Origin of the sequence: Streptomyces hokutonensis (assembly GCF_042751305.1) — a bacterium.
Taxonomy (GTDB): Bacteria; Actinomycetota; Actinomycetes; order Streptomycetales; family Streptomycetaceae; genus Streptomyces; species Streptomyces hokutonensis_A.
Genome location: NZ_JBHYWD010000012.1, coordinates 61,102 through 86,398 on the forward strand (window position 1 = coordinate 61,102; position 25,297 = coordinate 86,398).

24 protein-coding genes, 2 tRNA genes and 1 pseudogene are annotated in these 25,297 nt (G+C 69.8%); 13 read left to right on the plus strand and 14 right to left on the minus strand.

From position 1 onward, the window contains the following. Positions 1-85: 85 nt before the first annotated feature. Positions 86-1,129, minus strand: coding sequence for a 2-hydroxyacid dehydrogenase (locus ACFXC1_RS29490; RefSeq protein WP_381247931.1), 1,044 nt, complete (start codon positions 1,127-1,129; stop codon positions 86-88). A gap of 71 nt (positions 1,130-1,200) precedes the next feature. Between ACFXC1_RS29490 and ACFXC1_RS29495 the strand changes: the two genes are divergently transcribed. Together ACFXC1_RS29495 and ACFXC1_RS29500 are read left to right on the plus strand one after the other, a co-directional pair. Beyond that, positions 1,201-2,640 carry an FGGY-family carbohydrate kinase gene (locus tag ACFXC1_RS29495; RefSeq protein ID WP_381247933.1) on the plus strand — a complete coding sequence of 480 codons (1,440 nt, stop codon included), beginning with the start codon at positions 1,201-1,203 and terminating at the stop codon, positions 2,638-2,640. Beyond that, on the plus strand, positions 2,637-3,254 hold the full coding sequence (locus ACFXC1_RS29500; RefSeq protein ID WP_381247936.1) for a histidine phosphatase family protein: 618 nt from the start codon (positions 2,637-2,639) through the stop codon (positions 3,252-3,254). The genes ACFXC1_RS29495 and ACFXC1_RS29500 overlap by 4 nt, the downstream gene beginning before the upstream one ends. A 106-nt stretch (positions 3,255-3,360) precedes the next feature. On the opposite strand, the gene ACFXC1_RS29505 is transcribed toward ACFXC1_RS29500, so the two are convergent. The 7 genes from ACFXC1_RS29505 to ACFXC1_RS29535 all read right to left on the minus strand — a co-directional run bounded on the left by ACFXC1_RS29505 (position 3,361) and on the right by ACFXC1_RS29535 (position 10,574). After that, positions 3,361-3,996, minus strand: a complete 636-nt coding sequence (locus ACFXC1_RS29505) for a superoxide dismutase (RefSeq protein ID WP_381247939.1) — start codon at positions 3,994-3,996, stop codon at positions 3,361-3,363. A gap of 145 nt (positions 3,997-4,141) precedes the next feature. Beyond that, positions 4,142-5,032: a TauD/TfdA dioxygenase family protein gene (locus ACFXC1_RS29510; RefSeq protein ID WP_381247941.1), complete on the minus strand. Its 891-nt coding sequence runs from the start codon at positions 5,030-5,032 to the stop codon at positions 4,142-4,144. Positions 5,033-5,044: 12 nt separating this feature from the next. Beyond that, entirely contained in the window at positions 5,045-6,379 is a 1,335-nt protein-coding gene (locus ACFXC1_RS29515; protein WP_381247944.1) for an LLM class flavin-dependent oxidoreductase, read from the minus strand. A 142-nt stretch (positions 6,380-6,521) separates the two neighbouring features. Beyond that, the gene (locus ACFXC1_RS29520; RefSeq protein ID WP_381247947.1) at positions 6,522-7,238 is read right to left on the minus strand and encodes an ABC transporter ATP-binding protein; all 717 of its coding nucleotides are present in this window, start codon (positions 7,236-7,238) and stop codon (positions 6,522-6,524) included. Next, positions 7,214-8,059 (minus strand): ABC transporter permease, encoded by an 846-nt coding sequence (locus ACFXC1_RS29525; protein ID WP_381247950.1) that lies wholly within the window; start codon positions 8,057-8,059, stop codon positions 7,214-7,216. The genes ACFXC1_RS29520 and ACFXC1_RS29525 overlap by 25 nt, the downstream gene beginning before the upstream one ends. Before the next feature lie 5 nt (positions 8,060-8,064). Beyond that, entirely contained in the window at positions 8,065-9,135 is a 1,071-nt protein-coding gene (locus tag ACFXC1_RS29530; protein WP_381247953.1) for an ABC transporter substrate-binding protein, read from the minus strand. Between the two features lie 227 nt (positions 9,136-9,362). Then, the gene (locus ACFXC1_RS29535; protein WP_381247956.1) at positions 9,363-10,574 is read right to left on the minus strand and encodes an ROK family transcriptional regulator; all 1,212 of its coding nucleotides are present in this window, start codon (positions 10,572-10,574) and stop codon (positions 9,363-9,365) included. 393 nt (positions 10,575-10,967) lie between these two features. On the opposite strand from ACFXC1_RS29535, the gene ACFXC1_RS29540 reads away from it, so the two are divergent. Next, positions 10,968-11,549, plus strand: coding sequence for a biotin transporter BioY (locus tag ACFXC1_RS29540; RefSeq protein ID WP_381247958.1), 582 nt, complete (start codon positions 10,968-10,970; stop codon positions 11,547-11,549). Here the strand turns inward: ACFXC1_RS29540 and ACFXC1_RS29545 are convergent. Further along, a pseudogene (locus ACFXC1_RS29545) lies at positions 11,533-11,613 on the minus strand (BBE domain-containing protein); the annotation flags it as partial. The gene ACFXC1_RS29540 and the pseudogene ACFXC1_RS29545 sit on opposite strands and share 17 nt — an antisense overlap. Before the next feature lie 82 nt (positions 11,614-11,695). After that, positions 11,696-12,436, minus strand: a complete 741-nt coding sequence (locus ACFXC1_RS29550) for an LPXTG cell wall anchor domain-containing protein (protein ID WP_381247960.1) — start codon at positions 12,434-12,436, stop codon at positions 11,696-11,698. Between the two features lie 185 nt (positions 12,437-12,621). Here ACFXC1_RS29550 and ACFXC1_RS29555 point away from each other — a divergent pair, with 185 nt between their 5' ends. Continuing rightward, positions 12,622-14,457, plus strand: a complete 1,836-nt coding sequence (locus ACFXC1_RS29555) for a serine/threonine-protein kinase (RefSeq protein WP_381247962.1) — start codon at positions 12,622-12,624, stop codon at positions 14,455-14,457. Between the two features lie 6 nt (positions 14,458-14,463). Here ACFXC1_RS29555 and ACFXC1_RS29560 read toward each other — a convergent pair whose 3' ends face one another. Further along, complete coding sequence (locus tag ACFXC1_RS29560) at positions 14,464-15,888, minus strand: amino acid permease (protein WP_381247965.1); 1,425 nt, start codon at positions 15,886-15,888, stop codon at positions 14,464-14,466. 192 nt (positions 15,889-16,080) lie between these two features. On the opposite strand from ACFXC1_RS29560, the gene ACFXC1_RS29565 reads away from it, so the two are divergent. Further along, a complete protein-coding gene (locus tag ACFXC1_RS29565; protein ID WP_381247967.1) occupies positions 16,081-16,566 on the plus strand; it encodes a ribose-5-phosphate isomerase in 486 nt (161 codons plus the stop codon). Positions 16,567-16,654: 88 nt separating this feature from the next. Next, positions 16,655-17,464 (plus strand): Fpg/Nei family DNA glycosylase, encoded by an 810-nt coding sequence (locus ACFXC1_RS29570; RefSeq protein ID WP_381247970.1) that lies wholly within the window; start codon positions 16,655-16,657, stop codon positions 17,462-17,464. Positions 17,465-17,471: 7 nt separating this feature from the next. Here ACFXC1_RS29570 and ACFXC1_RS29575 read toward each other — a convergent pair whose 3' ends face one another. Next, a complete protein-coding gene (locus ACFXC1_RS29575; RefSeq protein ID WP_381247973.1) occupies positions 17,472-18,731 on the minus strand; it encodes a GNAT family N-acetyltransferase in 1,260 nt (419 codons plus the stop codon). Positions 18,732-18,893: 162 nt separating this feature from the next. Here ACFXC1_RS29575 and ACFXC1_RS29580 point away from each other — a divergent pair, with 162 nt between their 5' ends. Then, positions 18,894-20,093, plus strand: a complete 1,200-nt coding sequence (locus ACFXC1_RS29580) for a PP2C family protein-serine/threonine phosphatase (RefSeq protein WP_262058159.1) — start codon at positions 18,894-18,896, stop codon at positions 20,091-20,093. After that, positions 20,090-20,545 carry an HD domain-containing protein gene (locus ACFXC1_RS29585; RefSeq protein WP_381247976.1) on the plus strand — a complete coding sequence of 152 codons (456 nt, stop codon included), beginning with the start codon at positions 20,090-20,092 and terminating at the stop codon, positions 20,543-20,545. Before ACFXC1_RS29580 ends, ACFXC1_RS29585 begins: the two co-directional genes overlap by 4 nt. Here the strand turns inward: ACFXC1_RS29585 and ACFXC1_RS29590 are convergent. Continuing rightward, the gene (locus tag ACFXC1_RS29590; RefSeq protein ID WP_381247979.1) at positions 20,542-21,672 is read right to left on the minus strand and encodes an acyltransferase family protein; all 1,131 of its coding nucleotides are present in this window, start codon (positions 21,670-21,672) and stop codon (positions 20,542-20,544) included. The two genes, ACFXC1_RS29585 and ACFXC1_RS29590, sit on opposite strands and share 4 nt — an antisense overlap. 305 nt (positions 21,673-21,977) lie before the next feature. Between ACFXC1_RS29590 and ACFXC1_RS29595 the strand changes: the two genes are divergently transcribed. Beyond that, positions 21,978-22,172: a hypothetical protein gene (locus ACFXC1_RS29595; protein ID WP_200709850.1), complete on the plus strand. Its 195-nt coding sequence runs from the start codon at positions 21,978-21,980 to the stop codon at positions 22,170-22,172. Further along, complete coding sequence (locus tag ACFXC1_RS29600; protein ID WP_381247982.1) at positions 22,172-22,402, plus strand: hypothetical protein; 231 nt, start codon at positions 22,172-22,174, stop codon at positions 22,400-22,402. Before ACFXC1_RS29595 ends, ACFXC1_RS29600 begins: the two co-directional genes overlap by 1 nt. A gap of 25 nt (positions 22,403-22,427) precedes the next feature. On the opposite strand, the gene ACFXC1_RS29605 is transcribed toward ACFXC1_RS29600, so the two are convergent. Next, a tRNA-Gly gene (locus tag ACFXC1_RS29605) sits at positions 22,428-22,501 on the minus strand. Positions 22,502-22,654: 153 nt separating this feature from the next. Here ACFXC1_RS29605 and ACFXC1_RS29610 point away from each other — a divergent pair. From ACFXC1_RS29610 to ACFXC1_RS29620, 3 genes are all read left to right on the plus strand, one after another. Then, a tRNA-Pro gene (locus ACFXC1_RS29610) sits at positions 22,655-22,731 on the plus strand. Between the two features lie 194 nt (positions 22,732-22,925). Then, entirely contained in the window at positions 22,926-24,308 is a 1,383-nt protein-coding gene (gene tig / locus ACFXC1_RS29615) for a trigger factor (RefSeq protein WP_381247985.1), read from the plus strand. A gap of 366 nt (positions 24,309-24,674) precedes the next feature. After that, entirely contained in the window at positions 24,675-25,277 is a 603-nt protein-coding gene (locus tag ACFXC1_RS29620) for an ATP-dependent Clp protease proteolytic subunit (RefSeq protein WP_381248423.1), read from the plus strand. The last annotated feature ends 20 nt before the right edge of the window (positions 25,278-25,297 follow it).

Sequence of the window (25,297 nt, forward strand, 5' to 3'; positions counted from 1 at the left end):
TCCGCGCGCTGGTCCTCTCGACACCGGCGCGCCCCTACGGCTCCCTCTCGGCCGGCGCGTGGGGACAGGCCAACTGGGTGGGCCCTCACCGGAGTTGGTGGGAAAGAGCCTCGCCTCGTGCCCAGCGGCCGACCTCCTCGGCCGCTATTCGCGCCGCCTTCTCGGCTACGGCTCGGGAGGCGCCGCCCAGGTGTGGGGTGAGGACGAGTCGGTCCCTGAGGCCGAACAGGCGTGATGCGGTGGGCAATGGCTCGTGGGTGTAGGTGTCGAGGGCCGCTGCTGACACCTGGCCGCTCTCCAGGGCCTCGCACAGTGCCTCTTCGTCCAGGAGGGGGCCCCGCGCCACGTTCACCACCACCGCGCCGGGGCGCAGCAGTGCCAGCTCGCGGGTGCCGATCAGGCCGCGGGTCTCGGGGGTCAGGCGGGCGTGCAGGGTGATGACCTGGGAGCGGCGCAGGAGTTCGTCCAGCGTCGCGACGCGCAGTCCGTGGATCTCGCCGTGCACATAAGGGTCGTACACCATCACGCGGGCGCCGAAGGCGCAGAGGGCGCGGGCGACGCGGCTGCCGACGGCGCCGTATCCGACGAGGCCGACCGGCAGATCCTCCAGCTCCAACCCGCTGTGCTCGTAGGTGTAGTAGGTGGCTCCCTGCTCCCAACTCCCTTGTCCGGCAAGGAGTTCGTGCGCCTGGGGGATGCGGCGGAGCGCGGCCAGCATCATGCCCACGGTGAACTCGGCGGTCGCGGCGGCGTTGCGGCCGGGTGCGAAGCACACCCGTACGTCGTGGGTCTTCGCCGCGTCCAGGTTGACGTTGACCGGTCCGCCCCGGCACACCACGACCAACTGGAGACCGGGGCAGGCCGCGAGGACGCGTTCGGTGACCGGGCCCATCTGAGTAACCAGGACCTGGGCTCCGCCGTCGCCCCGCAGGGCCTCGATCAGTTCGTCCTCGGCGTCGCTCGCCTCCTCCACCTCGGCGACCTGTCCGAAGGGTTCCAGCGGCCAGCCGAGCTTCAACTCGCCTACAGCAAAAGGGTGTTCGCGCAGTTCCTCGGCGATCGCGGAAGTGATCAGCGACGGCAGGACGAAATGGTCACCGGCGGCGACGACACGCAGGGTCTCGGTCATCGTGGGGCTCCCTCCCTCTTTGCCACGATGAACGGGGAATGCCGAATGCGTAACCCCTGTGGGAGGTCCTGATGATGTTCGAGGGTGACGGCGGGGCGTGGCTGGGCATCGACCTGGGGACGCAGAGCGTCCGCGCGCTGCTGTTCACCGGCGACGGGCGGGTCCTCGGCGCCGGCACCGCCCCGCTGACCGGCCGCCGGGACGGGGTGCGGCACGAGCAGGATCCGGGGGAGTGGTGGGAGGCGGTGTGCGTCGCCACCCGGGCGGCCCTGGCGGAACAGGAGGCGGCGGGCGTACGGCTCGGTGGGCTCGCGGTGTGCGGCACCTCCGGGACCGTCCTGCTGACGGACGGCGACGGGCACCCGCTGACACCGGGGGTGATGTACGACGACGGGCGCGCTGTGGCGGAGGCGGCGCGGGTGGGCATGCAGACGAGCTGGGCCTTGCCGAAGGCGCTGTGGCTGTTGGATGCGTACGGGAGGGGGAGGGTCACCCATCAGCCTGACGTCATCACCGCACGGTTGACGGGCGGTGGGACGGTCCCGGCCGACTCCAGCCACGCCCTCAAGACGGGCTACGACGTGGAGCGCGAGGACTGGCCGTCCCAACTGGCCTATTTGGGTGACGTGTTGCCGGAGGTCGTACGGCCAGGTACGCGTCTGGGGGAAGTCTGCCGGGCCGCCGCCGAAGCGACCGGCGTTCCCGTCGGTACGCCGGTCATCGCCGGGATGACGGACGGGTGCGCGGCCCAGATCGCCTCGGGGGCGTTGTACGAGGGCTCCTGGAACTCGGTGCTCGGCACCACGCTGGTCCTCAAGGGGGCCTCCGCGAGGCCGGTCCGGGACAGTGCCGGGGTGGTCTACAACCACCTCGCGCCGGACGGAAGTTGGCTGCCGGGCGGAGCGTCGAGCGTGGGGGCGGGCGCGTTGCCGACGGGGGTGGATCCGGTGGAGATGGACAGGCTGGCGGCCGCGTACGAACCGTCGGGCGTCCTTGCCTACCCCCTCACCTCACCCGGCGAACGCTTCCCGTTCCTGGCCCCGGACGCCACCGCCTTCACGCTCGGCACCCCCGCCTCCGAGGCGGACGGCTGGGCGGCGGTGCTCCAGGGCGTGGCGTTCACCGAGCGGCTGTGCCTCGACTATCTGCACCACCTCGGCGCCCCGATAGACGGGCCGCTCACCTTCACGGGCGGCGCGGCCCGCAGCGCGTACTGGAACCAGCTCCGCGCCGACATCCTCGGCCGCCCGGCCCGAGTACCGGAACAGATCGAACCTGCCCTGGGGATGGCAGTGTTGGCGGCACACGGTGGAAGGGGCGCCGGTCTGGCGGCTACGGCCGACCGTATGGTCCGCATCCGTACGGTAATCGAGCCCCGTCCGTCGCACACGGCCCGCTTCGTCGAGCCGTACGCTCGCCTGGTGGACGAACTGGAGAACCGGGGCTGGCTGCCGACCCCGATCGCGACCCACACCCGCACCCGCCTGAACCAGGAAACCCCCAACTCATGAGCACCACCCTCCTGTTGGCCCGCCACGGCCAGACCGTCTGGCACGCCGAGAACCGCTACGCCGGCATCAGCGACGTCGCCCTGACGGAGGCGGGGGTCGCTCAGGCCGAGGACCTCGGCCGGTGGGCCGCCGCACACCCGGTCGACGCGATCTGGACGTCCCCGCTGTCCCGGGCCGTCCGCACGGCGGCCCCCGCCGCCCGTGCCCTGCACCTCACCCCCCACACCGAACCCGGCCTCCGCGAATGCGACTTCGGGGTGGTGGAGGGCCGCACCCTCGCGGAGTTCGCGGCGGAGGACCCCAGCGGGGCGGAGGCCTTCCGGGCCGATCCGGTGGCGTGTCCGTTCCCGGGGGCCGAGGATCCTACGGCCGCCGCGACGCGCGGGCTGGCCGCCCTGGAGCGCATCGCCGCCGCGCATTCCGGGAGGCGGGTGCTGGTTGTCGCCCACAACACCCTGCTGCGGCTGGTGCTGTGCCGGGCGCTGTCGATCCCGCTGGGCGAGTACCGGCGGGTGTTTCCGCGGCTGCGGAACGCTGCGGTGAGTGAACTTCAGCTGAGAGGCGGTGAGTTCGCTCTGCTGTCGCTCAATGTGCCCTGTGGTACGGCGGATTGAAGACGGCGGCCCCCGCGAGTCACGTCCTTGCGGGGGCCGCCCTTTTCATCCGCCTGCCCGCGTGAAAGGTGAGAAGACGATCACGAGGCAGGACGTCCCATGGAGTTCAGGCAGGCAGGATCGTCCGGCGGGACCTCGCCGCCTCGTAACGCCTTGCCACGTCCTGCCAGTTGACGACCGCCCACATGGCGTCGATGAAGTCGACCTTCTGGTTCTTGTACTGGAGGTAGAAGGCGTGCTCCCAGGCGTCGAAGACCAGGAGCGGGGTGGAGCCCTGGCCGACGTTGCCCTGGTGGTCGTAGATCTGCTCGACGATCAGTCGGCCGCTCAGGGGCTCGTGGGCCAGTACACCCCAGCCCGAACCCTGCGTGGTCGCCGCGGCCTTGGTGAGCTGGGCCTTGAAGCCGGCGAAGGAGCCGAAGGATTCGGTGATCGCGTCCGCCAACTCGCCTACGCCGTCGGCCTCCAGGGGCTCGCCGCCGCCGTCGCCGGTCATGTTCTGCCAGTAGATGCTGTGCAGGATGTGGCCGGAAAGGTGGAACGCGAGGCTCTTCTCCAGGCCGTTGACCGAGCCCCACTGCTCCTTGTCGCGCGCCTCCGCCAACTGCTCCAGCGTGTCGTTGGCTCCCTTGACGTAGGCCGCGTGGTGCTTGTCGTGGTGCAGCTCGATGATCTCGGGGCTGATCACGGGGGCGAGCGCGGAGTAGTCGTAGGGCAGGTCGGGCAGCGTGTAGACGGGCATGACGGATCGATCCCCTCCGGACCTCTGGGACTCTTATTGCGACTTACTTGCAAGTGCAGGTTAGCAACAAGAAGCCCCCGCGGATGGACCGCGGGGGCGTTTCGGGGTTCGGGGATTGGATCCGGTGCGGGGTCGGGGTGTGTGGTTACTCCGCGACCGACGTGTAGTGCGACGCGTCGCCCTCGATCGAGTAGCTCTCCTTGCCCTCGATGCCGACCGGGACGTCACCGGCGACGGTCACGCGGTTGAGGCGGCGGGGCTGGTCGTCGTAGTTGTCGATGGCGTAGTGCTGGGTGATGCGGTTGTCGAACAGGACGAGCTGGTTCGGGGACCAGCGGTGGCGGAGGATGTTCTCGGGACGGGCGACGTACGCCTGGAGGAGGTCCAGGATCTTGCGGGACTCGTCCTTCGACAGGCCTACGATGCGTTGCGCGAAACCGCCTATGAACAGGCCGCGTTCGCCGGTCAGCGGGTGCACGCGGACCACCGGGTGGACCGTGCGGAACTTGATGGACGTGAACTGGGCGCGCTGGGCGGCCTTTTCGTCGTCGATCTCCTCGTCCGGTACGGCGTAGTCGTAGTCGTTGGTGTGCTCCGCCCACAGGGTGTCCGCGAGGGCGCGGAGGGGTTCGGGCAGGTCGCGGTAGGCGGCGGCCGAACTGGCGATCAGGGTCTCGCCGCCGTACGGCGGGACCGTGATGGAGCGCAGGGTGCTGGCCTGGGGCGGGTTGAGGACGAAGGTCACGTCCGTGTGCCAGTGGTTGGCCCGGCCGCGCTCGCTGTCGACGGGCAGGACGTTCGGGGCGCCGTCGACGGCCGGCACGGTGGGGTGGGCGGTGGTGAGGTCGCCGAAGTGGCGGGCGAAGGTCTCCTGGCCCTCGTCGTCGAGGTGGACGTCGTCGAAGACCAGCGCCTTGTGGACGTTGAGGGCCTCGCGGATCGCCGCGACCTGCTCGGCGTCGAGCGGCTTGTTGATGTCGACGCCCAGGACGCGGGCGCCGATGTGCGCGGTGACCTTCTGGATCTCGATGGACATGGTGAAGTCCCTTCAGGCGAAGGCGGGTTGGGTGTACTGGTTGGCCGGGCGGGGGAGGCCGTAGCGCTCCCGGAGGGTGGTGCGGGGGCCGTACTCGGTGCGGAGCAGGCCTCGGGAGCGGAGCAGCGGGACGACGTGGTCGACGAAGGCGTCGAGCCCGGAGGGCAGGACCGCCGGCATGATGTTGAAACCGTCCGCGGCGCCCTGCGTGAACCAGGTCTCGATCGCGTCGGCGACCTGTTCGGGTGTGCCCGCGAAGGTGAGGTGCCCGCGTCCGCCGCCGAGCCGGCCGACCAGTTGCCGTACGGTCAGCCGGTCGCGGCGGGCGAGTTCGACGACGAGCGTGTAGCGGCTCTTCGCGCCCTCGATGGCGTCCTCGGGCGGCAGATCGGAGGGGAGTTGGGCGTCCAACTCCAGGGTGCCGGGCGGTAGTTGGAGCAGGTTTTCCAGGCGGTCCACTCCGTGCGTGTACACGATGTGGTCCTCCAGGAGGCGTTCGTTTGCCCGGGCCTCCGCCTCCGTCGAGCCGAGTACCGGGACGATGCCGGGCAGCACCTTGATGTGCTCGGGGTCCCGACCGGCCGCCGCCGTACGGGACTTGAGGTCCGCGTAGAACGCCTGCGCGTCGGCGAGGGTCTGCTGCGCGGTGAACACCGCCTCCGCGTAGCGGGCCGCGAACGTCTTGCCGTCCTCGCTCGAACCCGCCTGCACGAGCAGGGGGTAACCCTGGGGCGAGCGGGGAACGTTGAGGGCTCCCTCGACGCTGAAGTACGTCCCCTGGTGGCGCGGTGGGTGGATCTTCGCGTCGTCGCCCCACACACCGGCCGCCTTGTCGGCGACGATCGCGTCGTCCTCCCAGCTGTCCCAGAGCTTCAGCGCCACATCGAGGAACTCGGCCGCCCGTGCGTACCGTTCCGCGTGCGCGGGCTCGTGCTCGAGCCCGAAGTTGCGGGCCGCCTCGGCACCGGCCGTGGTGACGATGTTCCAGCCGGCCCGGCCACCGCTGATGATGTCGAGCGACGCGAACTTACGGGCCAGGTTGTAGGGGGAGTTGTACGAGGTCGAGGCCGTGGCGATCAGGCCTATGTGCTCGGTCGCCGTCGCCAGTGCGGTGAGCAGGGTGAGCGGTTCCAGGGCGCCGGCCGGGCGCTGGGCCAGGTTGCTCCACAACTGCGGTCCGTCGGCCAGGAAGAGCGAGTCGAAGGTGCCGCGTTCGGCGATCCGGGCGAGGTGGGTGTAGTGGTCCAGTTCGACGTGGGCGTAGGGGTTGCTCTCCGGGAGGCGCCAGGAGGCCTCGTGGTGACCGGTGTTCATGAGGAAGGCGTTGAGGTGGAGTTGGCGGGGCATGCCAGGTCCTTAGGTGGGAGTTCCGGGTGTGTATATCCAGCCCGTTGGGGGCCTCCCCTCTGGGGGAGTTCGAGGACGAGGCCCCTTCAGGGCCGATGGGGGTCTGGGGGCGCAGCCCCCGGGCAGCACGAGCAGCGGACGGTCACCGCGAGTCCGACGTCACACCGAGCGCCGCCAGCAACCGCTCCCGGTACTCCGCACGCGGCACCTCGGGGTCGATCGCCAGGTCCAGCCCGATGCGCCCCTCCTCCAGCACCAGCACCCGGTCCGCGAGCACGATCGCCTCGTCCACGTCATGGGTGACCAGCAACACCGAGGGACGGTGCCGCTCCCACAGCTCGCGCAGCAACACATGCATCCGGATCCGCGTGAGCGCGTCCAGTGCGCCGAACGGCTCGTCGGCCAGCAGGAGTTCGGGCTCACGCACCAACGACCGGGCAAGCGCCGCCCGCTGCGCCTCCCCGCCGGACAGCTCGTTCGGCCAGGCCCGCTCGCGGCCCGCGAGGCCCACCTCGGCGAGGGCCTCGCGGCCCTTCGCGGCGGCCTCCTTGCCGTCCGTGCCCAGCAGCACGTTGTCGAGGACCCGGCGCCAGGGCAGCAGCCGGGAGTCCTGGAAGACCACCGACACCCGCTCGGGGGCGCTGAGTCGGCCACTCCCGGCGACCTCGTGGTCGAGGCCCGCGATGGCCCGCAGCAGCGTGCTCTTGCCGGAGCCGCTGTGCCCGAGCAGGGCGGTGAACTGTCCGGCCGGCAGGTCGAGGTCGATGTCGTCGAGGACCGTACGACCGTCGAACGACCTTGTGAGACCCCGGATCCGGACGGTCGGCGCGGTGGTCAGCTGCTGAGTGTGCGGCGCCATGACAGCACCCTCCGTTCGACGAGACGGACCGCGCTGTCGGAGGCCAGGCCGAACACGCCGTAGATCAGCAGGCCGACGAGGATGACGTCGGACTGGCCGTAGTTCTGGGCCTGGAACATCATGTAGCCGAGCCCGCTGGTGGCGTTGATCTGCTCCAGGACCACCAGGCTCAGCCAGGAACCGGTCACCCCGAGGCGCAGGCCGACGAAGAAGCCGGGCAGGGCACCGGGGATGACGATCTGGCGGATGAACTGGAGCCTCGACAGGCCCTGGACCTCGGCGAGTTCGACATAGCGGTGGTCGATGCCGGACAGTGCGGCGTGCAGGTTGAGGTAGATCGGGATGTAGACGACGATCGCGATGATGGCGATCTTGAAGGTCTCGCCGATGCCCAGCCAGAGGATGAACAGCGGGATGAGGCCGAGGGTGGGGATGGCCCGGTTGAGCTGCACGGTCCCGTCGATCAGGGCCTCGCCGACCCGGCTGAGTCCGGCGGCCAGGGCCAGGACGACTCCGGCGGTGAGGCCGAGGGCGAAGCCGTAGGCGGCGCGTTCCAGGGAGGTCAGTACGTCGGTGGGGAGCGTGCCGGACGTCCACAGGCGGCCGGCTGTCCTCAGCACGGTCCAGGGTGCGGGGATCGCGGCCGGGTCCAGCTGTCCGGCGGCGGAGGCCGCGGCCCACAGGGCGAAGAAGAGCGCGGGGCCGATGATCCGGGAGGCGGGCAGGCGTTTGCCGGGGGAGAGACCGCGCCGCCGCCTGCGGGGGACGGCCGTTTTCTCCTCAACGGCCGTCACCGGCACGGTGGTTGTCGTGGTCGTCATGGCCGTCACTTCCGGTACTCCGCCGGTACGGCCTTCGCCGCGATGGACTCGAAGCGCCGGTCGAAGAGAGAGTCCACCTTGAACTCCTTCACAAAGCCGCCCTCCGCCAGCAGATCGGCGGTCTCCTGCTCCCACTTGATCGCCTCGTCCCAACTCGGCGGGAACAAGGGCTTGTTGGCGAGCGCGGTGACCGACTTGGCCTGTGCGAGGGTCAGGTTCTGGGTCTTGACGTAGAACTCCTCGTTCCAGGTGTCCGGGTTCTCGTACTGCCAGACCTGGCCCTGCGCCCACTGCGGGATGTACGCGGCGATCGCGGCGGCCTTCGCGGAGTCGGCCAGCACTGCGGACGGCGCCCACAGCAGGCTCAGCAGGTCCACGACGTCGGTGGTGATCGCGTGGGCGCCCTTCGCCTCGTACTGCTTGAAGTACGCCGGTGCCTGGCTGTTGGCGAGCGGGGCGATGTCGACCTGGCCCGACTGCAGGGCCGTGAGGAACTGGTTGCTGGTCAGCGGGACGAGCTTCACCTCGTCGTACTTCAGGCCCGCTTCCTTCAACGCCCGCAGAAGTACGACGCCCTGGGCCTGGCCCTGGGAGAAGGCGAGCTTCTTGCCCTTGAAGTCGGCGACCGTGCGGATGTCGCTGCCGGGCTTGGTGGCGAAGAGATAGTTGGGCTTGCGGGTGATGTCGATCGCGACGATCTTCGCGTCGAAGCCCTGGTAGTGCGCCTGGATCGGCGGGATGCCCGCGTTGTTGGCCAGGTCGAGGGACTTGGCGCGGAACGCGTTGATGACATCGGGACCGGCCCCGATGTTCACCCAACTCGACACGGTGAACGGCAACTTGGGCAACTTCGCCAGCTTGAACTGGAGTTGCTGGGTGTTGAGATACGAGGCGATCTTCAGGCTCGTGCCGGACGGCACCTTCTCGGCGAGCGGGGCGGACAGACCTGCCCCCGACTTCGAGGCCGCGGCACTGCTCGTGGCGCAGCCGCTGAGGCCGGCGATGCCCGCGGCGGCACCGAGCACGGAGGTGAGGAAGAGCCGCCGGTCGAGGCCGGGCGCACGGGAATTGGGCATGGGAGGGCTCCCTGATTCAGCGGATGAGAAGGCTGGCGAAAAGTCTGGAGAAGGCAGACGGAATTCCGGGCAGTGGAAAGTCCGGGAAGGGAATTCAGGCAGGATGAGGCCGGCGCTCGGGGCGCTTCAGCGGGTCAGCAACAAGAAGTGCGACAACTCATCGGCAGGCTCATGAGCAGGATGTTCCAGGTCCTGCGTGCCCCCTGTCAATATTCCGAGTTTCTGAATTAAATACGCCCCGGTGACACGCTCGACGACACGCTCAGCGGATCCCGGAACAACACGTCCAGCAGCACCGAACCGCCCGCCACGGCCAGCACGGAATCCGGGAAACTCGTCGGCACGACAGCGGACGCCCGCGCGTCACCGACCTCCTCGCGCAGCGCGCGCAGGCAGTCCTCGCGGTGGATGACCCCGAGTTCGGTGACGACCACCGTCTCCGGGTTGAGGATGTCGAGCAGCAGCCCGGCCGCCCGCCCGGTCATCCGCGCCCGCTGCGTCAACAGCCGTACGGCGACCGGGTCCCCGCGCTCGGCCGCGGCCACGACATGGGTCGGGTTCACCCCGTCGACGATCCCCGCCTCCCGGGCCTTCCGGCACAACGTCCGTTCGCTCAGCTCCACTTGGAGGCAGCCGACCCGGCCGCAGTCGCACGGCTCGGTGCCGCCGCGCAGCGGCAGATGCGCGATCGCCCCGGCCTGCGAGCGGGGACCGTGGTGCACCTCGTCATTGGTGGCGAAGGCCGCGTCGACCACATTCCCGACGAAGAGATGCAGCACGCTGCGGCTCCCCCGGGCCCGCCCGAACAGGCGCTCCCCGTTGACCAACGCGCGGGCGTGGCCGTCCACATGGACCGGGAGCCCGGTGCGGGCGCCGAGGATCTCGCGCACCGGCACCTCCCGCCAGCCGAGCAGGGGGTGGTCGACGATGGTCCCGGAGTCCCGGTCGACCCAGCCGCCGGCGGCCACGCCGACGCCGAGCGGGACGGCACCGGACGCGTCCGCGAGCAGGGCGTCCAGCCCGTCGGCGGCCCGCGCCAGCACGCGTGAGGGGTCGGTGGTGTCGTGTCCGATGCGTCGCTCGGCCAGCACCCGACCCCGCAGATCGAGCAGGGCCACCGTCGTATAGGGCACGGCCACATGGACCCCGCCCACGACGAATTGTGAGTCGTCCAGGTCGACGGGCACATGGGGCCGGCCCACACCTCTGGATCGTTCGGGTGCGGCCGACTCTTGGATCAGGCCCAGTCCGGCGAAGTGGGCGCAGTAGTCGGTCACCGACGCGGGGGACAGCCCGGTCAGCCGGGCGATGGTGGAGCGGGCCACCGGCCCGTGCTCCAGCACGGACCGCAGGATGACACTCGCGTTGGTGCGCCGCCGGTCACTGTCGGCGGCGCGGGGTACGGGGGAGCGTAGGAGAGGTGCCGCGTTACGGGGCATGGGGATCTTCCTCGGGAACGGGTCCGACAGTGCGCCGTGGGGATGTCGAGGCGCACCGGATCCGCTCCGCCCGCCTCAGGGGCGGTAACAGGTCGCCGCGGCCTGGCGTCGCAGGTCGACATAGCGACGCGACGCGAAGTTCCGGGCCTGGGCAACCATGCGGTCGAAGCTAGCAAAACGGTGCACCGCTGCCCAGATGGTGACCGGTGTGCGAGACGGCACGGGGTCCGCGTGACGGTCATCACGGCCGAGCGTGTGTAACGGGCATCCTTTGTCCGGAGCCCACCAAGTCCGCGCCGAAGCCTTTGTCGAGCGCTGACGGTGATCGGCCGAAGGGCCCTGGGTTAGCGTCATCGAGTCCCCCTGTACCCCCGTCAACCTGCGGAGTTCCCCTTGAGTACCGCCGTCGCCACCGCCCGCCCCGGACAGGTCCTCGCCGATCTGCTGCCCGCCTCCCGCGTCCGGGACATCGCCCTCGTGCTCGGCGGCGCCGCGCTCACCGGCCTCGCCGCCCAGCTCTCCGTGCCTGTGCCGGGCTCCCCGGTCCCGGTCACCGGCCAGACCTTCGCCGCGCTGCTCGTCGGCACCTCCCTCGGCGCCGGCCGCGGCTTCCTCTCGCTCGCGCTGTACGCGCTGCTCGGCCTGGCCGGCGTGCCGTGGTTCGCCGGCGGCACCCACGGCAGTGGCGCCTCCTTCGGCTACATCATCGGCATGCTCCTCGCCTCCGCCGCCGTCGGCGCCCTGGCCCGCCGCGGCGCCGACCGCTCGGTCCTGCGCATGGCGGGCACGATGATCCTGGGCGAGGCGATCATCTACGCCGTCGGCGTCCCGTACCTCGCGGTCAGCCTCGACCTCTCGACGAGCGCCGCGATCGCCGCCGGCCTCACCCCCTTCCTCCTCGGCGACGCCCTGAAGGCGGCCCTGGCGATGGGCGCGACCCCGGCCGCGTGGAAGTTCGTCAACAAGCAGCGGTAGGGCCGTAGTTCCTGCGGAAGAGGTTCGCCGGGTCGTACTCCGACTTCAACTCGGCGAGCCTCTTCCGCGTCTCCGCGTCGTACGGCCCCTCCGAGAGGGAGGGCCGGGTGCTCCCGCGCCCCGGCCCTCCCCTGTCCGGGCTCCGCTCAGCCCCGCTCGGCCTGCCGCCTCGGCGGTCGCTGGGACCAGTACAGGCCCGCCGCGCCCGCCGCGATCAGGGCCGCACCGGCCGCGCCCAGCGGCAGCACGTCACTGCCGACGCCGGTCTTGGGCAGGGTGTCGCCGCCCGGCGCCACCGGCTTGTTGTCGGTGCCGAGCAGCAGCGGGGTGGCCGGGGCGTTCGGCGACGGGTTCGTCGTACCGAACGGGACCGGGCCCTGCTGCCAGAACGTCTTCTTGCCGTCGGCGGACATCACCGGCAGACAGATCTTCCCGGCCTTGCTCAGGTCGTAGGTCGCGTCGACGGCGTACGACTTCGACTTGCCCGCGGCGAGCGTGCCGACGGAGCACTTGAATCCGCTGTTCGAACCGGGCGGCAGATCCTTTTCGGCGATCGCCGAACAACCCTGCACACCATTGACCTTGAGGCCGTCGAAACCGACGACCAGGAGATTGAGCTCGCCGCTCTCCTTGGTCCCCTCGTTCTTCACCGTGGCGGTGATCGCCGTCTTTTTCGAACTGTTGTCGACCGAAATCCTCTCCGGCAGGAGCGTGGTCAGTTTCACACCCGCCGGGGCCGCGTCCATCGCCTTTCCGCCTTTGCTGCTTCCCGGTCCCTGGTCGTCCGCCGAGGCGGTGCAGGAAAGGATCATCACCGCCGAGAAAGATGCCGTGAGCAGCGATCCTGTGATGGCCGTCGCGATGGTCGTCGCGCGACGAGAACTCATGTTCGTCCCCCTTGTGTTCCCCTGTATCCCCCTGGGACTGCGCCTGAATTCGCAGTACTTGAAGAGGTACCACAAGATTTCTCCGCACTATGCTGGTACGGCATGAAGTGTGACCATTGTGGGGGTGCAGCGGATTGCCGGGGAATACGGGGAACTTGAGGGACGGCGGAACTCCGGGGCTATTGGTGACCGGGCGCTATCGACTGGTCGAGAGCATCGGCCAGGGGGGAATGGGGCGGGTGTGGCGGGCCGCCGACGAAATGCTCGACCGGCGGGTCGCGGTCAAGGAGATGCGCATCGACGGCCTCGACCCGGAGGACACCCGCACCCGCCGCGAACGCACCCTGCGCGAGGCCAGGGCCACGGCGAGGATCGACCATCCCAACGTCGTACGGGTCTACGACGTCGTGGACGAGGGCGAACGCCTGTGGATCGTCATGGAGTTGGTGGCGGGCCGCTCGCTGGAGCGGATCATGGCGGAGGACGGTCCGGTCGGCCCGCGCGAGGCCGCCCGCATCGGACTGGGGCTGGTTGCGGCCCTGCGGCAGGTGCACGCGGGAGGCGTCCTGCACCGGGACATCAAACCCGGCAACGTCCTCGTCGAGAGCCGGGCCGGACGCGTCGTGCTCACCGACTTCGGCATCGCCGCGATCCAGGACGCCAAGGCGCTCACCATGGTCGGCATGCTCGTCGGCTCGCCCGACTACATGGCACCCGAGCGGATCTCCGGCCGCCCGCAGGGACCGCCCTCGGACATCTGGTCCCTCGGCGCGACCCTGTGCGCGGCGCTCGCCGGCCGCTCCCCGTTCTCCCGCGACACCACCCTCGCGACCCTGCACGCGGTGCTCTACGAGGAGCCCGAACTCCCGGCCGCGGCGGGCCCGTTGCGGGAGGTGCTGGCCGCGCTGCTGGAGAAGGAGCCGTCGGTCCGGCCCGGTCTTGAGGAGGTGGAGGAGGCGCTGAGCCCGGTCGCGTTTCCGACGGAGGCCGAGAAACTCGGTTCAGTGGAAACGGAATTGGTGGAGAGGCCCGAGAGTCCAGCGGAACCCGTGGTTCATCAGGAGTCACCCACTCCGGTCTTCCTGGAACGGCCGGTGGTCAGGGCGGCACGAGATCCCCGAGTCCACGAACCCGCCCCCGGACCCCGCGCCGATCCCGACCCGCCCATCGAGGAGGCCATACCGACCCAGCGCCCGGCGGTGGCAGGCGTCTCCCTTGCCCGCCCCGAACACCCCGAACGCCCCGAGCGCCCGGCACCACCGCACCCCGCCCGCGGCCCCCGCCCGGACCTGGGCCCCCACCCCGCCCGGCTGCCCGGCCCCGAGCGGCCGTTCACCACCCGCTCCCGCCCCCAACGCCGTACCGGACTGATCGCGGCAGCGGCCGTAGCCGTAGTGGGCGCGGTAGTTGCGGCGATCCTCGTGAACGGGAACGGCTCGTCCGACGACACGGCCACGGGCCCGGCGTCGAAGACATCGACGGGGTCGACGGCGTCGGCCACCGCCTCGTCGACTCCGACCGAACCCTCCCCTTCCGTCACCCCGTCCCCGTCCCCGTCCCCCTCTCCCACGGTCGAAGGCACCTCCCGCCCCCCGAGCCTGCCCCCGGGTACGCATCAGGAGGCGGGCGGGTTCGCGTGGGCGACGCCCGCCGGCTGGCGGCGGGATCTGAAGACGGGGGCCGAGGTCCACTACACGTCCCCGGACGGCAGCCAGGAGCTCGTGGGCAAGTCCTCCCTCGCCCGCGGCGATCTGATGCGGACGTGGGAGGCCTCGGAGTGGAACGCCCGCCAGGGGCAGGACTACCGGAAGATCCGGCTCGTCAGCACGACGTTCCGCGGCTACCCGGCGGTGGTCTGGGAGTACACGTTCACCCTCAAGGGCACCCCCTGGCACGCCCGGCTGCTCGGCTTCGACGCGGACGGGAAGTCGTACCAGATCAACACCTGGTACCACCCGGACGTGGAGACCCAGGCCCTGAAGACCTACGACAGGGTCAAGAACAGCTTTGTCGTGCTGTGAACTCCCTTATGCCACGGGCACCTTGTCGGTGTCCGTCCCGGCGGCAGCGACCGCCTGGCCGCCGCGCACCCGCTCCTTGATCACCGAGACCGCCACCACGGCCAGCGCGACCAGCAGCGACAGCAGGACGGTCGTACGGCCGCTGCTCTCGCCCTTGGTGTCGGTGAGCATGTAGCCGAGGACGAACACGATCAGGGCGATCGTCGCCCAGGTCAGATACGGGTACAGCCACATCCGTACGACGAGCTTCTCCGGCGACTCGCGCTCGATGATCCGGCGCATACGGAGCTGGGACGCGCAGATGACCAGCCACACGAACAGGGCCACCGCGCCGGAGGAGTTGACGAGGAAGAGGAAGACGGTGTCCGGGAAGGCGTAGTTGAAGAAGACCGCGACGAACCCGAAGACGACCGACGCGATGATCGCCGCCATCGGCACGCCACGGGAGGTCGTCCGGGCGAACGCGGCCGGCGCGTCGCCGCGGCCGCCGAGCGAGAAGGCCATGCGGGAGGCCGTGTAGAGGCCGGAGTTGAGGCAGGACAGTACCGAGGTCAGCACGATGAAGTTCATGATCTGGCCGGCGTGCGCGATACCGAGGGAGTCGAGGGCGGCGACGTAGGAGCCCTGCTCCTTGATGGAGGGGTCGTTCCAGGGGAGCAGGCAGACGACGACGAGGATCGAGCCGAGGTAGAAGACGCCGATGCGCCAGATGATGCTGTTGGTCGACTTGGTGACCGCGCGCTGCGGGTCCTCGGACTCGCCGGCGGCCAGAGTCGCGATCTCGCTGCCCATGAAGGAGAAGACGACCAGCAGGACGCCGGTGAGGATCGCGCCGGGGCCGTTCGGCAGGAAGCCGCCGTGGTCGGTGAGGTTGCCGATGCCCGCCTTGTCGGTGTGGGCGCCGGGCAGTACGCCGAAGACCGCCAGCGCGCCGACGACGATGAACGCGCCGATCGCCACGACCTTGATCCCGGCGAACCAGAACTCGAACTCGCCGTAGGAGCCCACCGATACGAGGTTCGTGGCGGTCAGCACCACCATGACGATCAGGGCCCAGCCCCACTGCGGTACGGCCGGTATCCATCCTTCGAGGATCTTGGCGCCGGCGGTCGCCTCCACTGCGAGGACGACGACCCAGAAGAACCAGTACAGCCAGCCGATCGAGAAGCCGGCCCAGCGGCCGAGCGCGCGGTCGGCGTGCGCGGAGAACGAGCCGGAAGTGGGGTTCGCGGCCGACATCTCACCGAGCATGCGCATCACCAGCACCACGAGCGTGCCGACGAGCGCGTAGGAGAGCAGGATGCCGGGTCCCGCGGTCGCGATGCCGGAGCTGGACCCGACGAACAGACCGGCGCCGATGACGCCACCGATCGCGATCATCGACAGATGCCTGTTCTTGAGACCCGCCTGGAGGCCGGAACCATCAGTCATGGGGGCAGTCATGGGGGGAATTCCTTTGCGCCGTTTGCAAGATGGTCCAGTGAATCGGAGGCAAAGTGATTAGTGAACCTTTGATTCCTGATCGTTACTTGAGGTTTTCTTGAGGTTCCGAGGTGTTTCCCGGTCTTAACCCGGCTGGGCCCCGGAGCTGCTTCCCGGAAACCGCCGTGTCACACTCGTCCCATGCGCGTGTATCTCGGCTCCGACCATGCGGGCTTCGAACTCAAGAACCACCTCGTCGAGTGGCTGAAGGAGGCGGGCCATGAGCCCGTCGACTGCGGGCCGCACATCTTCGACGCACAGGACGACTACCCGCCCTTCTGCCTCCGCGCCGCCGAGCGCACGGCCGCCGACCCCGAGGCCCTCGGCATCGTGATCGGCGGCTCCGGCAACGGCGAGCAGATCGCGGCGAACAAGGTCAAGGGCGTCCGTGCGGCCCTCGCCTGGAGCGAGGAGACCGCGTCGCTCGGCCGGCAGCACAACAACGCGAACGTCGTCGCGGTCGGCGCGCGGATGCACTCGCGGGACGAGGCGACGAAGTTCGTCGAGACGTTCGTGTCCACGCCGTTCTCCGAGGACCCGCGGCACATCCGGCGGATCGACATGCTGACGGCGTACGAGACGACGGGGGAGCTGCCGGAGATCCCGGCGCACCACCCGAAGCAGTAGGCGGGTCCGGGGCGGAGCCCCGAGGCTTTTCGAGGCCCACCCGTCGAGTGACCGAGACGGGTGGGCGGGTGGGAAAGGAATTGCTGCGGTGCCAGAGGGGCACACGATTCATCGGCTTGCGCTGGACTACGGCGGCCACTTCAGCGGCGGCCCCGTGCAAGTCACCAGCCCCCAGGGCAAGTTCAGCGACGCCGCCGAGCTGCTGAACGGCGCCGAACTCACCCGCACCGAAGCCCACGGCAAGCACCTGTTCCTCGGCTTCCGGGACGCCGACTGGGTCCACATCCACCTGGGCCTCTTCGGCAAGGTCAACTTCGGCGACGCCCCCGCGCCCCTGCCCACGGACACCGTCCGGCTGCGCCTCGCCAACGACACGTCGTACGTCGATCTCCGCGGCCCCACCACCTGCGCCCTGATCACGGACACCGAGAAGCGGGCGATACACGACCGCCTCGGCCCCGACCCCCTGCGCCCGGACACCGATGCGGCCCCGGCGTACCGGCGGATCTCCCGCAGCCGTACGACCATCGCGGCCCTGCTCATGGACCAGAAGGTCATCGCCGGTGTCGGCAACGTCTACCGCGCCGAGGTCCTCTTCCGGCACGGCATCGACCCGTACCGCGCGGGCCGGGACATCGCCCCCGCCGAGTGGGACGCGATCTGGGCCGACCTGGTCGAGTTGATGCGCGAGGGCGTGCGCAACAACCGCATCGACACCGTCCGCCCCGAACACACCCCCGAGGCGATGGGCCGCCCGCCGCGCGTGGACGACCACGGCGGCGAGGTCTACGTCTACCGCCGCGCCAACCAGCCCTGCCACATCTGCGGCAGCGAGATCCGCACCGCCGACCTCGCCGCCCGCAACCTGTTCTGGTGCCCCAACTGCCAGAGGCCGTAGGGCTGTTCTAGAACCCGTGCGGCAGCCAGGGTGCGACCGCCGACCCGAAGGCCAGCGACGCCTCCGCCAGCGCGCCCGCCCGCAGCTCCCGCACCCGGCCGGCGCCCGCGAGCGACGCGAGGGAGAACCCGCCGAGATACGCGGACCCCAACTCCCGTACGGACAGCGCGAGATCGGCCGACTCCTCGGTCCGCTTGCAGGACGCGCCCTTCGCGTCGCCCACGAGCCGCCAACGCCCCTCGTTCCAGGGGCAGAACACGTCCTCGACCTCCAACACGACGTCCACCGGCGTCTGGTAGGTGCGCGCCTCCAGTGCGGCCCCCAGGTCCACCAGCCGTACGTGCAGCGAGTCCTGCTGCCGCAGAGCGCACCGGCGGAGGTCGGAGACGAGATGCTGCCAGGAGTCGTCGACGGGACGGCTGCGCACCGTGAGCTTCGACGTCAGGTCGATGCCGAAGAGGAACCGCCACAGCGCCGCGTACGACGCCGGGTCCAGCGCCGCCAGATCGCGCAGCCGGACCTCGCCCTTGGGGACGGAGTCGTCCCACTCGGGTTTGACGAAGTACCGCGCGTAGCCCACGACTTCACCTTCGCGCTCGGCGACCACGCACTGCAGCGGCGACGCGCCCGCCCGCTCGCTCTCCGGGTCCAGCAGCGGCAGGTTCTCCCACCCGGGCCGCCGCGCGAGCATCCCCGGCCGCCCGGCCACCTGCCGCGCGTACACCGCCTCGCACTGCTCGCGCACGGCGCCGGGGTCGGCGTAGCGCAGCCGTACGTCGTCCGTGCCCGGCGGCACCGTCAGCCGTACCCGCGCGGTGTCGATCTCGGCGCTGCCGCGCAGCGTGGCGATGCCGTACCCGAACCGGCCGTAGATCGCGGGCTCGGAGGCGGTGAGTACGGCGAGCGGCTCGCCCCAGGACCGTACGTCGTCCAACTGCCGCCGCATCATGGACGTCAGGAGGCCGCGGCGCCGATGGGTGGCGGCCACGCTGACCATCGTGATGCCCGCGGCCGGCACGGAGGCGCCGCCGGGCACGGTGACCCGGAAGCTGAACGCGCCCGCGGTGCCCACGCACGCGTCGCCGTCCCAGATGCCGAGGGAGCGGTCGACCTCGGTGAGCCCGTCCCACAGCTCACGCTCCTCGGGCGACTCCGGAGTCCCGCCGAACGCGGTGATCAGGGTGTCGTACCAGGTGTTCCACTCGTCCCGCCGCAGCACCCGCAGCTCGGTCCGGTCGGCCCGCGTGTCTCTCGCATCTGTGCCCATGGACCATGCCTATCAGCGCATTGCGGGACGAGCCAGGGAATTTCCGCCGGGGGCCCGCACAGAGGCCTCTGGTGAAGTTCACTGTGAAGTTGAACCTCGCAGGGGGGACAAGTGGGACCTCCCGTGCCAAGCGGCTGGTCGGATGGATAGGGTCCCGAACTAATGGCAGCAGGACGAGAGCGGCGCGCGGAGGCCGACACGTTCATGGCCCGGTTGAGGAAGCTGGTTCACCGGGTCCGCACCGGCCTGCGCAGAAGTGCCGTCGACTACTTCCGCGGGGACGGCTCGGACTGGGTCGCGCTGGCCGGACTGTTGATCACGATCCCGGTGATCGCGGCCATGACCCTCGCCAACGCGGTGTGGTTCTCACCGGCCGCGCTGGTCCTGCCGATCGTCGCGGGCGGCCTGCTGCTGCGCCCCGCGAGCCTGCTCGGCCTGTACGCTGCGGCGGCCACCGGGCTTATCGTCGAGTCGGTGAAGCTCGGCCCGTACACCGAGGGCCCGGCGCGGGTGACCCCGGGCGTGGTGCTCGTGGTGGCCGCGTGCGGCTTCTTCGGGCTGCTGATCGCCCAGTTCCGCAGCCGGGTCGGCGTGCCCTGGCGGCGCGGCGGCACCATGCTCTTCGACCTGCGCGAACGCATCCGGGTGCAGAGCAAGCTCCCCCAGCTGCCGCAGGGTTGGCACCGGGAGATGGCGCTGCGGCCGGCGGGCGGCCAGTCGTTCTCGGGGGACTTCGTCGTCGCGGCCCGTACGAACGGTGGTCGGACCATGGAGGTCGTCCTCACCGACGTCTCCGGCAAGGGCATGGACGCCGGCTCCCGCGCCCTGCTCCTGTCGGGCGCCTTCGGCGGCCTGCTCGGCTCCCTGCCCCCGCACGCCTTCCTGCCCGCCGCCAACGGCTATCTCCTCCGCCAGGACTGGGACGAGGGCTTCGCCACCTCGATCCACCTCGTCCTGGACCTCGACTCCGGCGACTACGAACTCTTCTCCGCCGGCCACCCACCGGGCCTCCAGCTCAGCGCGGGCAGCGGCCGCTGGGAGGAGAAGGCGGCCGAGGGCCCGCTGCTCGGGGTCTACGACGGCGCCCAATTCGACCCCGTGAAGGGGTCGCTACGGCCCGGAGACGTGCTGATGCTGTTCACGGACGGCCTGGTCGAGACCTCCGACCGCGACATCGTCGAGGGCATCGACCGCCTCACCGGCGAGGCCGACCGCTATGTCGCCGGCGGCTTCCACGGCGCCGCCTGGCACCTCATCGAGGCGGTCGCAAAGGACGTCAACGACGACCGCGCCCTGCTCCTGGTCTGCCGGGAAGGTCCTACGGCGTCGGCCTCGGCGTCGGCACAGGGGCTGTCCCGGTGACCTCGCTCCTCACGGTGGCCGAGGTCGAGGCCATCGCCCGCGCCGCGCACGACGGCCAGACCGACAAGGCGGGCCGTCCCTACGCCGAGCACCTGAGGGCCGTAGCGGAGGGTGTGCGGGTGCGGGGCGGGGACGCCGAACAGATCGCGGCGGCCTGGCTGCACGACTCCGTGGAGGACGACGCGCTCACCGAGCGCTGGCTGGCCGAGGCGGCGCTGACCCGCCGTACGAAGGACATCGTGCTGGCGCTCACCAAGCGGGCGGGGGAGAGCCCGGAGACGTACGCCGGGCGCGTGCTCGCGACCCCCGGCGCGCTCCTCGTCAAGGAAGCGGACCTGGCGCACAACGCGGACCCGGCCCGCCTCGCCGTCCTCGACGAGGCGACCCGCGCACGACTGACCGAGAAGTACGCACGGATGCGCGCACTTCTCGGACTCGGCCGCTCCGACTAGGCGTTGACCTTCTCGCGTACGACAGGCTGCGCCAACTGCGTGCGATCGCGGGCCAGTTCGGCCGCGTCGCGCCGGAACGCCCACTCCATGCGCGGCTCGACCGCGAAGCGGAACACCCGCCGTACGGGCGGCGTGCACAGCAGGGTGACGGCGGTGACCGCGAGGGCGCTCACCAGGAGCACGCCGTAGGGCCGGTGCAGCCAGGTGTGGTGGAACAGGCCCGCGTAACCGGCGCCCTTGATCAGGAAACCGTGCAGCAGATAGCCGTACAGCGTGCCCGCGCCGAGCGCCGTGAACCACGTCTTCCGGCCCGGCACCCAGGAGTAGAAGCCGGCCGTCAGCAGCAGCGAGCAGGCGAACATCAGGAGCATCATCACCGGCCCCGCCCACCAGGGCGCGCCGAACTCCTGCGCGGAGTCGTGGTGGTAGAACCAGCCGGCGTTCATCCGCGGCACCGCCCAGTAGCCCACCGCGAGCGCACTGACGAACACCGGCACGGACAGGACCCGCACCGCGCGCCGGCGCACCCACTGGAAGTGCTCGGGCCTGAGGAGCAGACCGAGCACGAAGTACGGCAGGAACTGCGCGAGCCGCTGGAGGTCGAAGTCGTCGGTCATGTCCGGGGTGCAGGAGGCCAGCATGGCGATGCCGAGCGCGAACGGCAGCGGGTGGCGGACCAGTTTCCAGATCGGGGTGGTCAGCCGCCAGATGAACAACGCGCAGAGGAACCAGGTGAGATACAGCGGGTCGAGGAGGGTGATCCTCTGGTGCGGGTCGTCGTTGGCGTACCGGCTGAAGAGCGAGTACGCGATCTCGAAGACGACGTACGGCACCGCGACACCGGTGATGAGCCGCTTCAGGCGGTCGGGGCGGAGGTCGAAACTCCGGGAGAAGTAGCCGGAGATGATGATGAAGGCCGGCATGTGGAAGCTGTACACGACCATGTACAGGCCCTGGAGCACTCTGTTGTCGCCCTTGAGGGGCTCCCAGGAGTGCCCGACGGCGACCAGCAGGATCGCCAGGTACTTCGCGTTGTCGAAGAACGCGTCGCGCGGTTTGGTCTGTTCGTTCTGTTCGTTCTTTTTGCTCTGTTCGTTCTGGCCGGAGGGCGTGGGAGCGTGGAACATCTGAGGCACCCTAGCGTTGCCTGTGGGAATCGGTGAAACCATCGGACGCGCGTCCGAAAAGTTTCTGAGATGTCATGATTCATCCCGAACAAAAGGCGCAAACAGCCATGCTGGGAACGCCCGTTCGTGTGCTGCTGCCAATAATTCGAACTACCTGCGAACGTTACTGTTCCGAACCTTTGCGACCAACGATGCGTCACCTGCCGCATAGGTGGGCCGGGTTGGTGGCACGATGGTTCTGGCGGGGGTGCGCGCGGTGGCGCCCCCGGGCCGGGAGAGCGGACCGACCGAGGGTGTGATCAGTTGTGGCCATTTCACTGTCTGTGGTGCTGCTGTTGGCGATCATCCTGGTGGTGTTGATCCGAGGGGGATCGATCAAGGCGGGCCCAGCCATAGTCGCCATCCTCTTCGGCTTCTTCCTCGCCTCGACCGGCATGGCACCGTCCATCAACCGGTTCCTGAACTCGATAGCGGAGACGATCAACCAGATCAGCTTCTGATGGGTCACCGCTTCACGAGGCAGTCGGCGGGCGCCATGTTCGCGGCCGTTGCCGCCTTCCTGCTCACCCGCGATGCCACGTTCGGCTACTTCCGGCACGCGCTGCCGCGCTGGGCGTACCGGGCCACGACACTCGCCGGCCTCGCCGCGGCGGCCGTCGCCTACGGCCTCGCCGCGCTCTGGCTCCGCCGCCTGCCCCCGGGTACGACTCAGGGCCAGGCAGAGGAATGACCCTCCGACCTGGCCCTGAGATGCATGGAGCGGGCGACGGGAATCGAACCCGCGTAGCTAGTTTGGAAGACTAGTGCTCTACCATTGAGCTACGCCCGCACATGACGCGCCGCAGGTCAGACGACCGCGGCACAGAGAGCATCGTAGCGGGTCGGGCACCTTCGGCGCACACCCCATTCCTCACACCCCCGGCGCTCGTGAAATGCGGCGGCTCCACCGCCTGCGGCCATGTACCCTACGTGTCGCACCAGACGGGGTGTGGCGCAGCTTGGTAGCGCGTCCGCTTTGGGAGCGGAAGGCCGTGGGTTCAAATCCCGCCACCCCGACCACCTGCCGGACCTCCGGGACCGGTACCACACCAGTACCTCGCGCGATCGCCTTTTGGGGCGTCCAGCCGCTGCGGCTACTATGCAAGCTGCGCGCCCGTGTGTCTCTCACACTCTGAAGTCCTCCGGGCGACCAGAAACCGCCGGACCTGTCTGGGTCCGCAAACCAAGAAGTCAGCCCCCAAGGAGACCGAACCGTGAAGAGCGCCGTGGAGACCCTGAACCCGACCCGGGTTCGGCTCAGCATCGAGGTGCCCTTCGAGGAGCTCAAGGACAGCCTCGACGCGGCGTACAAGAAGATCAACCAGCAGGTCACGGTGAAGGGCTTCCGGAAGGGCAAGATCCCGGCGCGCGTCATCGACCAGCGGTTCGGCCGCGGTGCGGTACTGGAGGAGGCCGTCAACGACGCGCTCCCGAAGTTCTACACCGAGGCTGTCAACGAGGCGGAGCTCAACCCGCTCGGCCAGCCCGAGGTCGACATCACGGAGCTGAAGGACGGCGAGACGCTGAACTTCACCGCCGAGGTCGACATCCGCCCGGCCATCGAGATCCCGGACTACTCGGGCATCGAGGTCGAGGTCGACGCCGTAGAGGTCAGCGAAGAGGACATCGACAAGTCCGTCGAGCAGCTCCGCGAGCGCTTCGCCTCGACCTCCCCGGTCGAGCGCGCCGCCGCCGAGGGTGACGTCGTCACCCTCGACCTGGAGGCCAAGGTCGACGGCGAGGTCCTGGAGGACGGGGTCGCCGAGGGCGTCTCCTACACCATCGGCTCCGGCGAGCTCCTCGACGGCATCGACGAGGCCGTCACGGGCCTGGAGGCCGGTGGCGAGGCCACCTTCGCCTCCGAGCTCAAGGGCGGCTCCGCGGCCGGCCAGGAGGCCCAGGTCACCGTCAAGGTGAGCCAGGTCGCCGCCCGCGAACTCCCGGCGCTGGACGACGAGTTCGCCCAGCTCGCCTCCGAGTTCGACACCCTGGAGGAGCTGCGCGCCGACAGCCGCAAGCGCCTCGAGAACATGAAGCAGTACGACCAGGCCACGCAGGCCCAGGAGCGCGTCCTGGACAAGCTGCTGGAGCTCGTCGAGGTGCCCGTCCCCGAGAAGCTGCTCGAGGACGAGATCAACACCCGTAAGCACAACCTGGAGCACCACCAGCTCGGCCAGATGGGCCTCGACCTCGAGAAGTACCTCGAGATCCAGGGCAAGACGGCCGAGGAGTTCGACGCCGAGACCAAGGAAGCCGCGGTCAAGGGCATCAAGACGCAGTTCGTCCTTGACGAGCTCGTCAACAAGGAGAAGCTGAACGTCAACCAGGAGGAGCTCACCGAGCACCTCATGCGTCGCGCGGCCTCCTCCGGCATGTCCCCCGACCAGTTCGCCCAGGCCGTCGTCGAGGGCGGCCAGGTCCCGCTCCTGGTCGGCGAGGTCGCCCGCGGCAAGGCCCTCGCGGTCGTCGTGGAGGCCGCCACGGTCAAGGACACCAACGGCGAGATCGTCGACCTGGACGACGAGGACGAGACGGAGGCCGCCATCGAGACGGTCGAGACCGCCGAGGCCGCCGCCGAGGAGCCGACCGAGGCGTAAGCAGCGAACGAGGGGCCCTGGGGTTTGCATCAAGCCCCGGGGCCCTTTGTCATACCGCCCACTGGAGCGCCCTGAAGGGGCGCGGGGCTGTATCGATTTGCGGCTCCGCCGCGCGGGCGCGCTCAGCCCCCACTCACCCGCAGCCCCGCCACGGACCGCACCCACCCCACCGCGAGGGATTCCGCTCAGGCCAGCGCAGCGCTGTGTGCTGACAGCGAACAGTTCCCTTTGCGGGATTCCCCGGAGGAGCCCGCGCGTTAGGGTCCATGAATACGAGGGCAGGGGAGTCCCCGTTGCCCCCGGCAGTACACGTGAGACGGCCCGGCGCCGTCGTAAAGACGAGCAGGTGGATACGTGACGAATCTGATGCCTACAGCCGCCGGCGAGCCCTCTTTCGGTGGCCTCGGCGACCAGGTCTACAACCGACTGCTCGGTGAGCGGATCATCTTCCTCGGCCAGGCGGTCGACGACGACATCGCGAACAAGATCACCGCACAGCTCCTCCTCCTTGCCGCCGATCCCGACAAGGACATCTACCTCTACATCAACAGCCCCGGCGGCTCGATCACGGCCGGCATGGCGATCTACGACACCATGCAGTTCATCAAGAACGACGTGGTGACCATCGCCATGGGCCTCGCCGCCTCCATGGGCCAGTTCCTCCTCAGCGCGGGCACCCCGGGCAAGCGCTTCGCCCTCCCGAACGCCGAGATCCTGATCCACCAGCCCTCCGCCGGCCTGGCCGGTTCGGCCTCCGACATCAAGATCCACGCGGAGCGGCTGCTGCACACCAAGCGGCGCATGGCCGAGCTCACGTCCCAGCACACGGGCCAGAGCATCGAGCAGATCACCCGCGACTCGGACCGCGACCGCTGGTTCGACGCGCTCGAGGCCAAGGAGTACGGCCTCATCGACGACGTGATCCCCACGGCCGCCGGTATGCCGGGCGGCGGCGGCACCGGGGCCTGAGGCCCCGACACAGCCTCCAG

Bases quoted from the DNA above. Each gene is read 5' to 3' on its own strand.
- ACFXC1_RS29490 (WP_381247931.1), bottom strand. From the start codon at position 1,129: ATGACCGAGACCCTGCGTGTCGTCGCCGCCGGTGACCATTTCGTCCTG.
- ACFXC1_RS29495 (WP_381247933.1), top strand. From the start codon at position 1,201: ATGATGTTCGAGGGTGACGGCGGGGCGTGGCTGGGCATCGACCTGGGG.
- ACFXC1_RS29500 (WP_381247936.1), top strand. From the start codon at position 2,637: ATGAGCACCACCCTCCTGTTGGCCCGCCACGGCCAGACCGTCTGGCAC.
- ACFXC1_RS29505 (WP_381247939.1), bottom strand. From the start codon at position 3,996: ATGCCCGTCTACACGCTGCCCGACCTGCCCTACGACTACTCCGCGCTC.
- ACFXC1_RS29510 (WP_381247941.1), bottom strand. From the start codon at position 5,032: ATGTCCATCGAGATCCAGAAGGTCACCGCGCACATCGGCGCCCGCGTC.
- ACFXC1_RS29515 (WP_381247944.1), bottom strand. From the start codon at position 6,379: ATGCCCCGCCAACTCCACCTCAACGCCTTCCTCATGAACACCGGTCAC.
- ACFXC1_RS29520 (WP_381247947.1), bottom strand. From the start codon at position 7,238: ATGGCGCCGCACACTCAGCAGCTGACCACCGCGCCGACCGTCCGGATC.
- ACFXC1_RS29525 (WP_381247950.1), bottom strand. From the start codon at position 8,059: ATGACGACCACGACAACCACCGTGCCGGTGACGGCCGTTGAGGAGAAA.
- ACFXC1_RS29530 (WP_381247953.1), bottom strand. From the start codon at position 9,135: ATGCCCAATTCCCGTGCGCCCGGCCTCGACCGGCGGCTCTTCCTCACC.
- ACFXC1_RS29535 (WP_381247956.1), bottom strand. From the start codon at position 10,574: ATGCCCCGTAACGCGGCACCTCTCCTACGCTCCCCCGTACCCCGCGCC.
- ACFXC1_RS29550 (WP_381247960.1), bottom strand. From the start codon at position 12,436: ATGAGTTCTCGTCGCGCGACGACCATCGCGACGGCCATCACAGGATCG.
- ACFXC1_RS29560 (WP_381247965.1), bottom strand. From the start codon at position 15,888: ATGACTGATGGTTCCGGCCTCCAGGCGGGTCTCAAGAACAGGCATCTG.
- ACFXC1_RS29565 (WP_381247967.1), top strand. From the start codon at position 16,081: ATGCGCGTGTATCTCGGCTCCGACCATGCGGGCTTCGAACTCAAGAAC.
- ACFXC1_RS29575 (WP_381247973.1), bottom strand. From the start codon at position 18,731: ATGGGCACAGATGCGAGAGACACGCGGGCCGACCGGACCGAGCTGCGG.
- ACFXC1_RS29580 (WP_262058159.1), top strand. From the start codon at position 18,894: ATGGCAGCAGGACGAGAGCGGCGCGCGGAGGCCGACACGTTCATGGCC.
- ACFXC1_RS29590 (WP_381247979.1), bottom strand. From the start codon at position 21,672: ATGTTCCACGCTCCCACGCCCTCCGGCCAGAACGAACAGAGCAAAAAG.
- ACFXC1_RS29600 (WP_381247982.1), top strand. From the start codon at position 22,172: ATGGGTCACCGCTTCACGAGGCAGTCGGCGGGCGCCATGTTCGCGGCC.
- ACFXC1_RS29620 (WP_381248423.1), top strand. From the start codon at position 24,675: ATGCCTACAGCCGCCGGCGAGCCCTCTTTCGGTGGCCTCGGCGACCAG.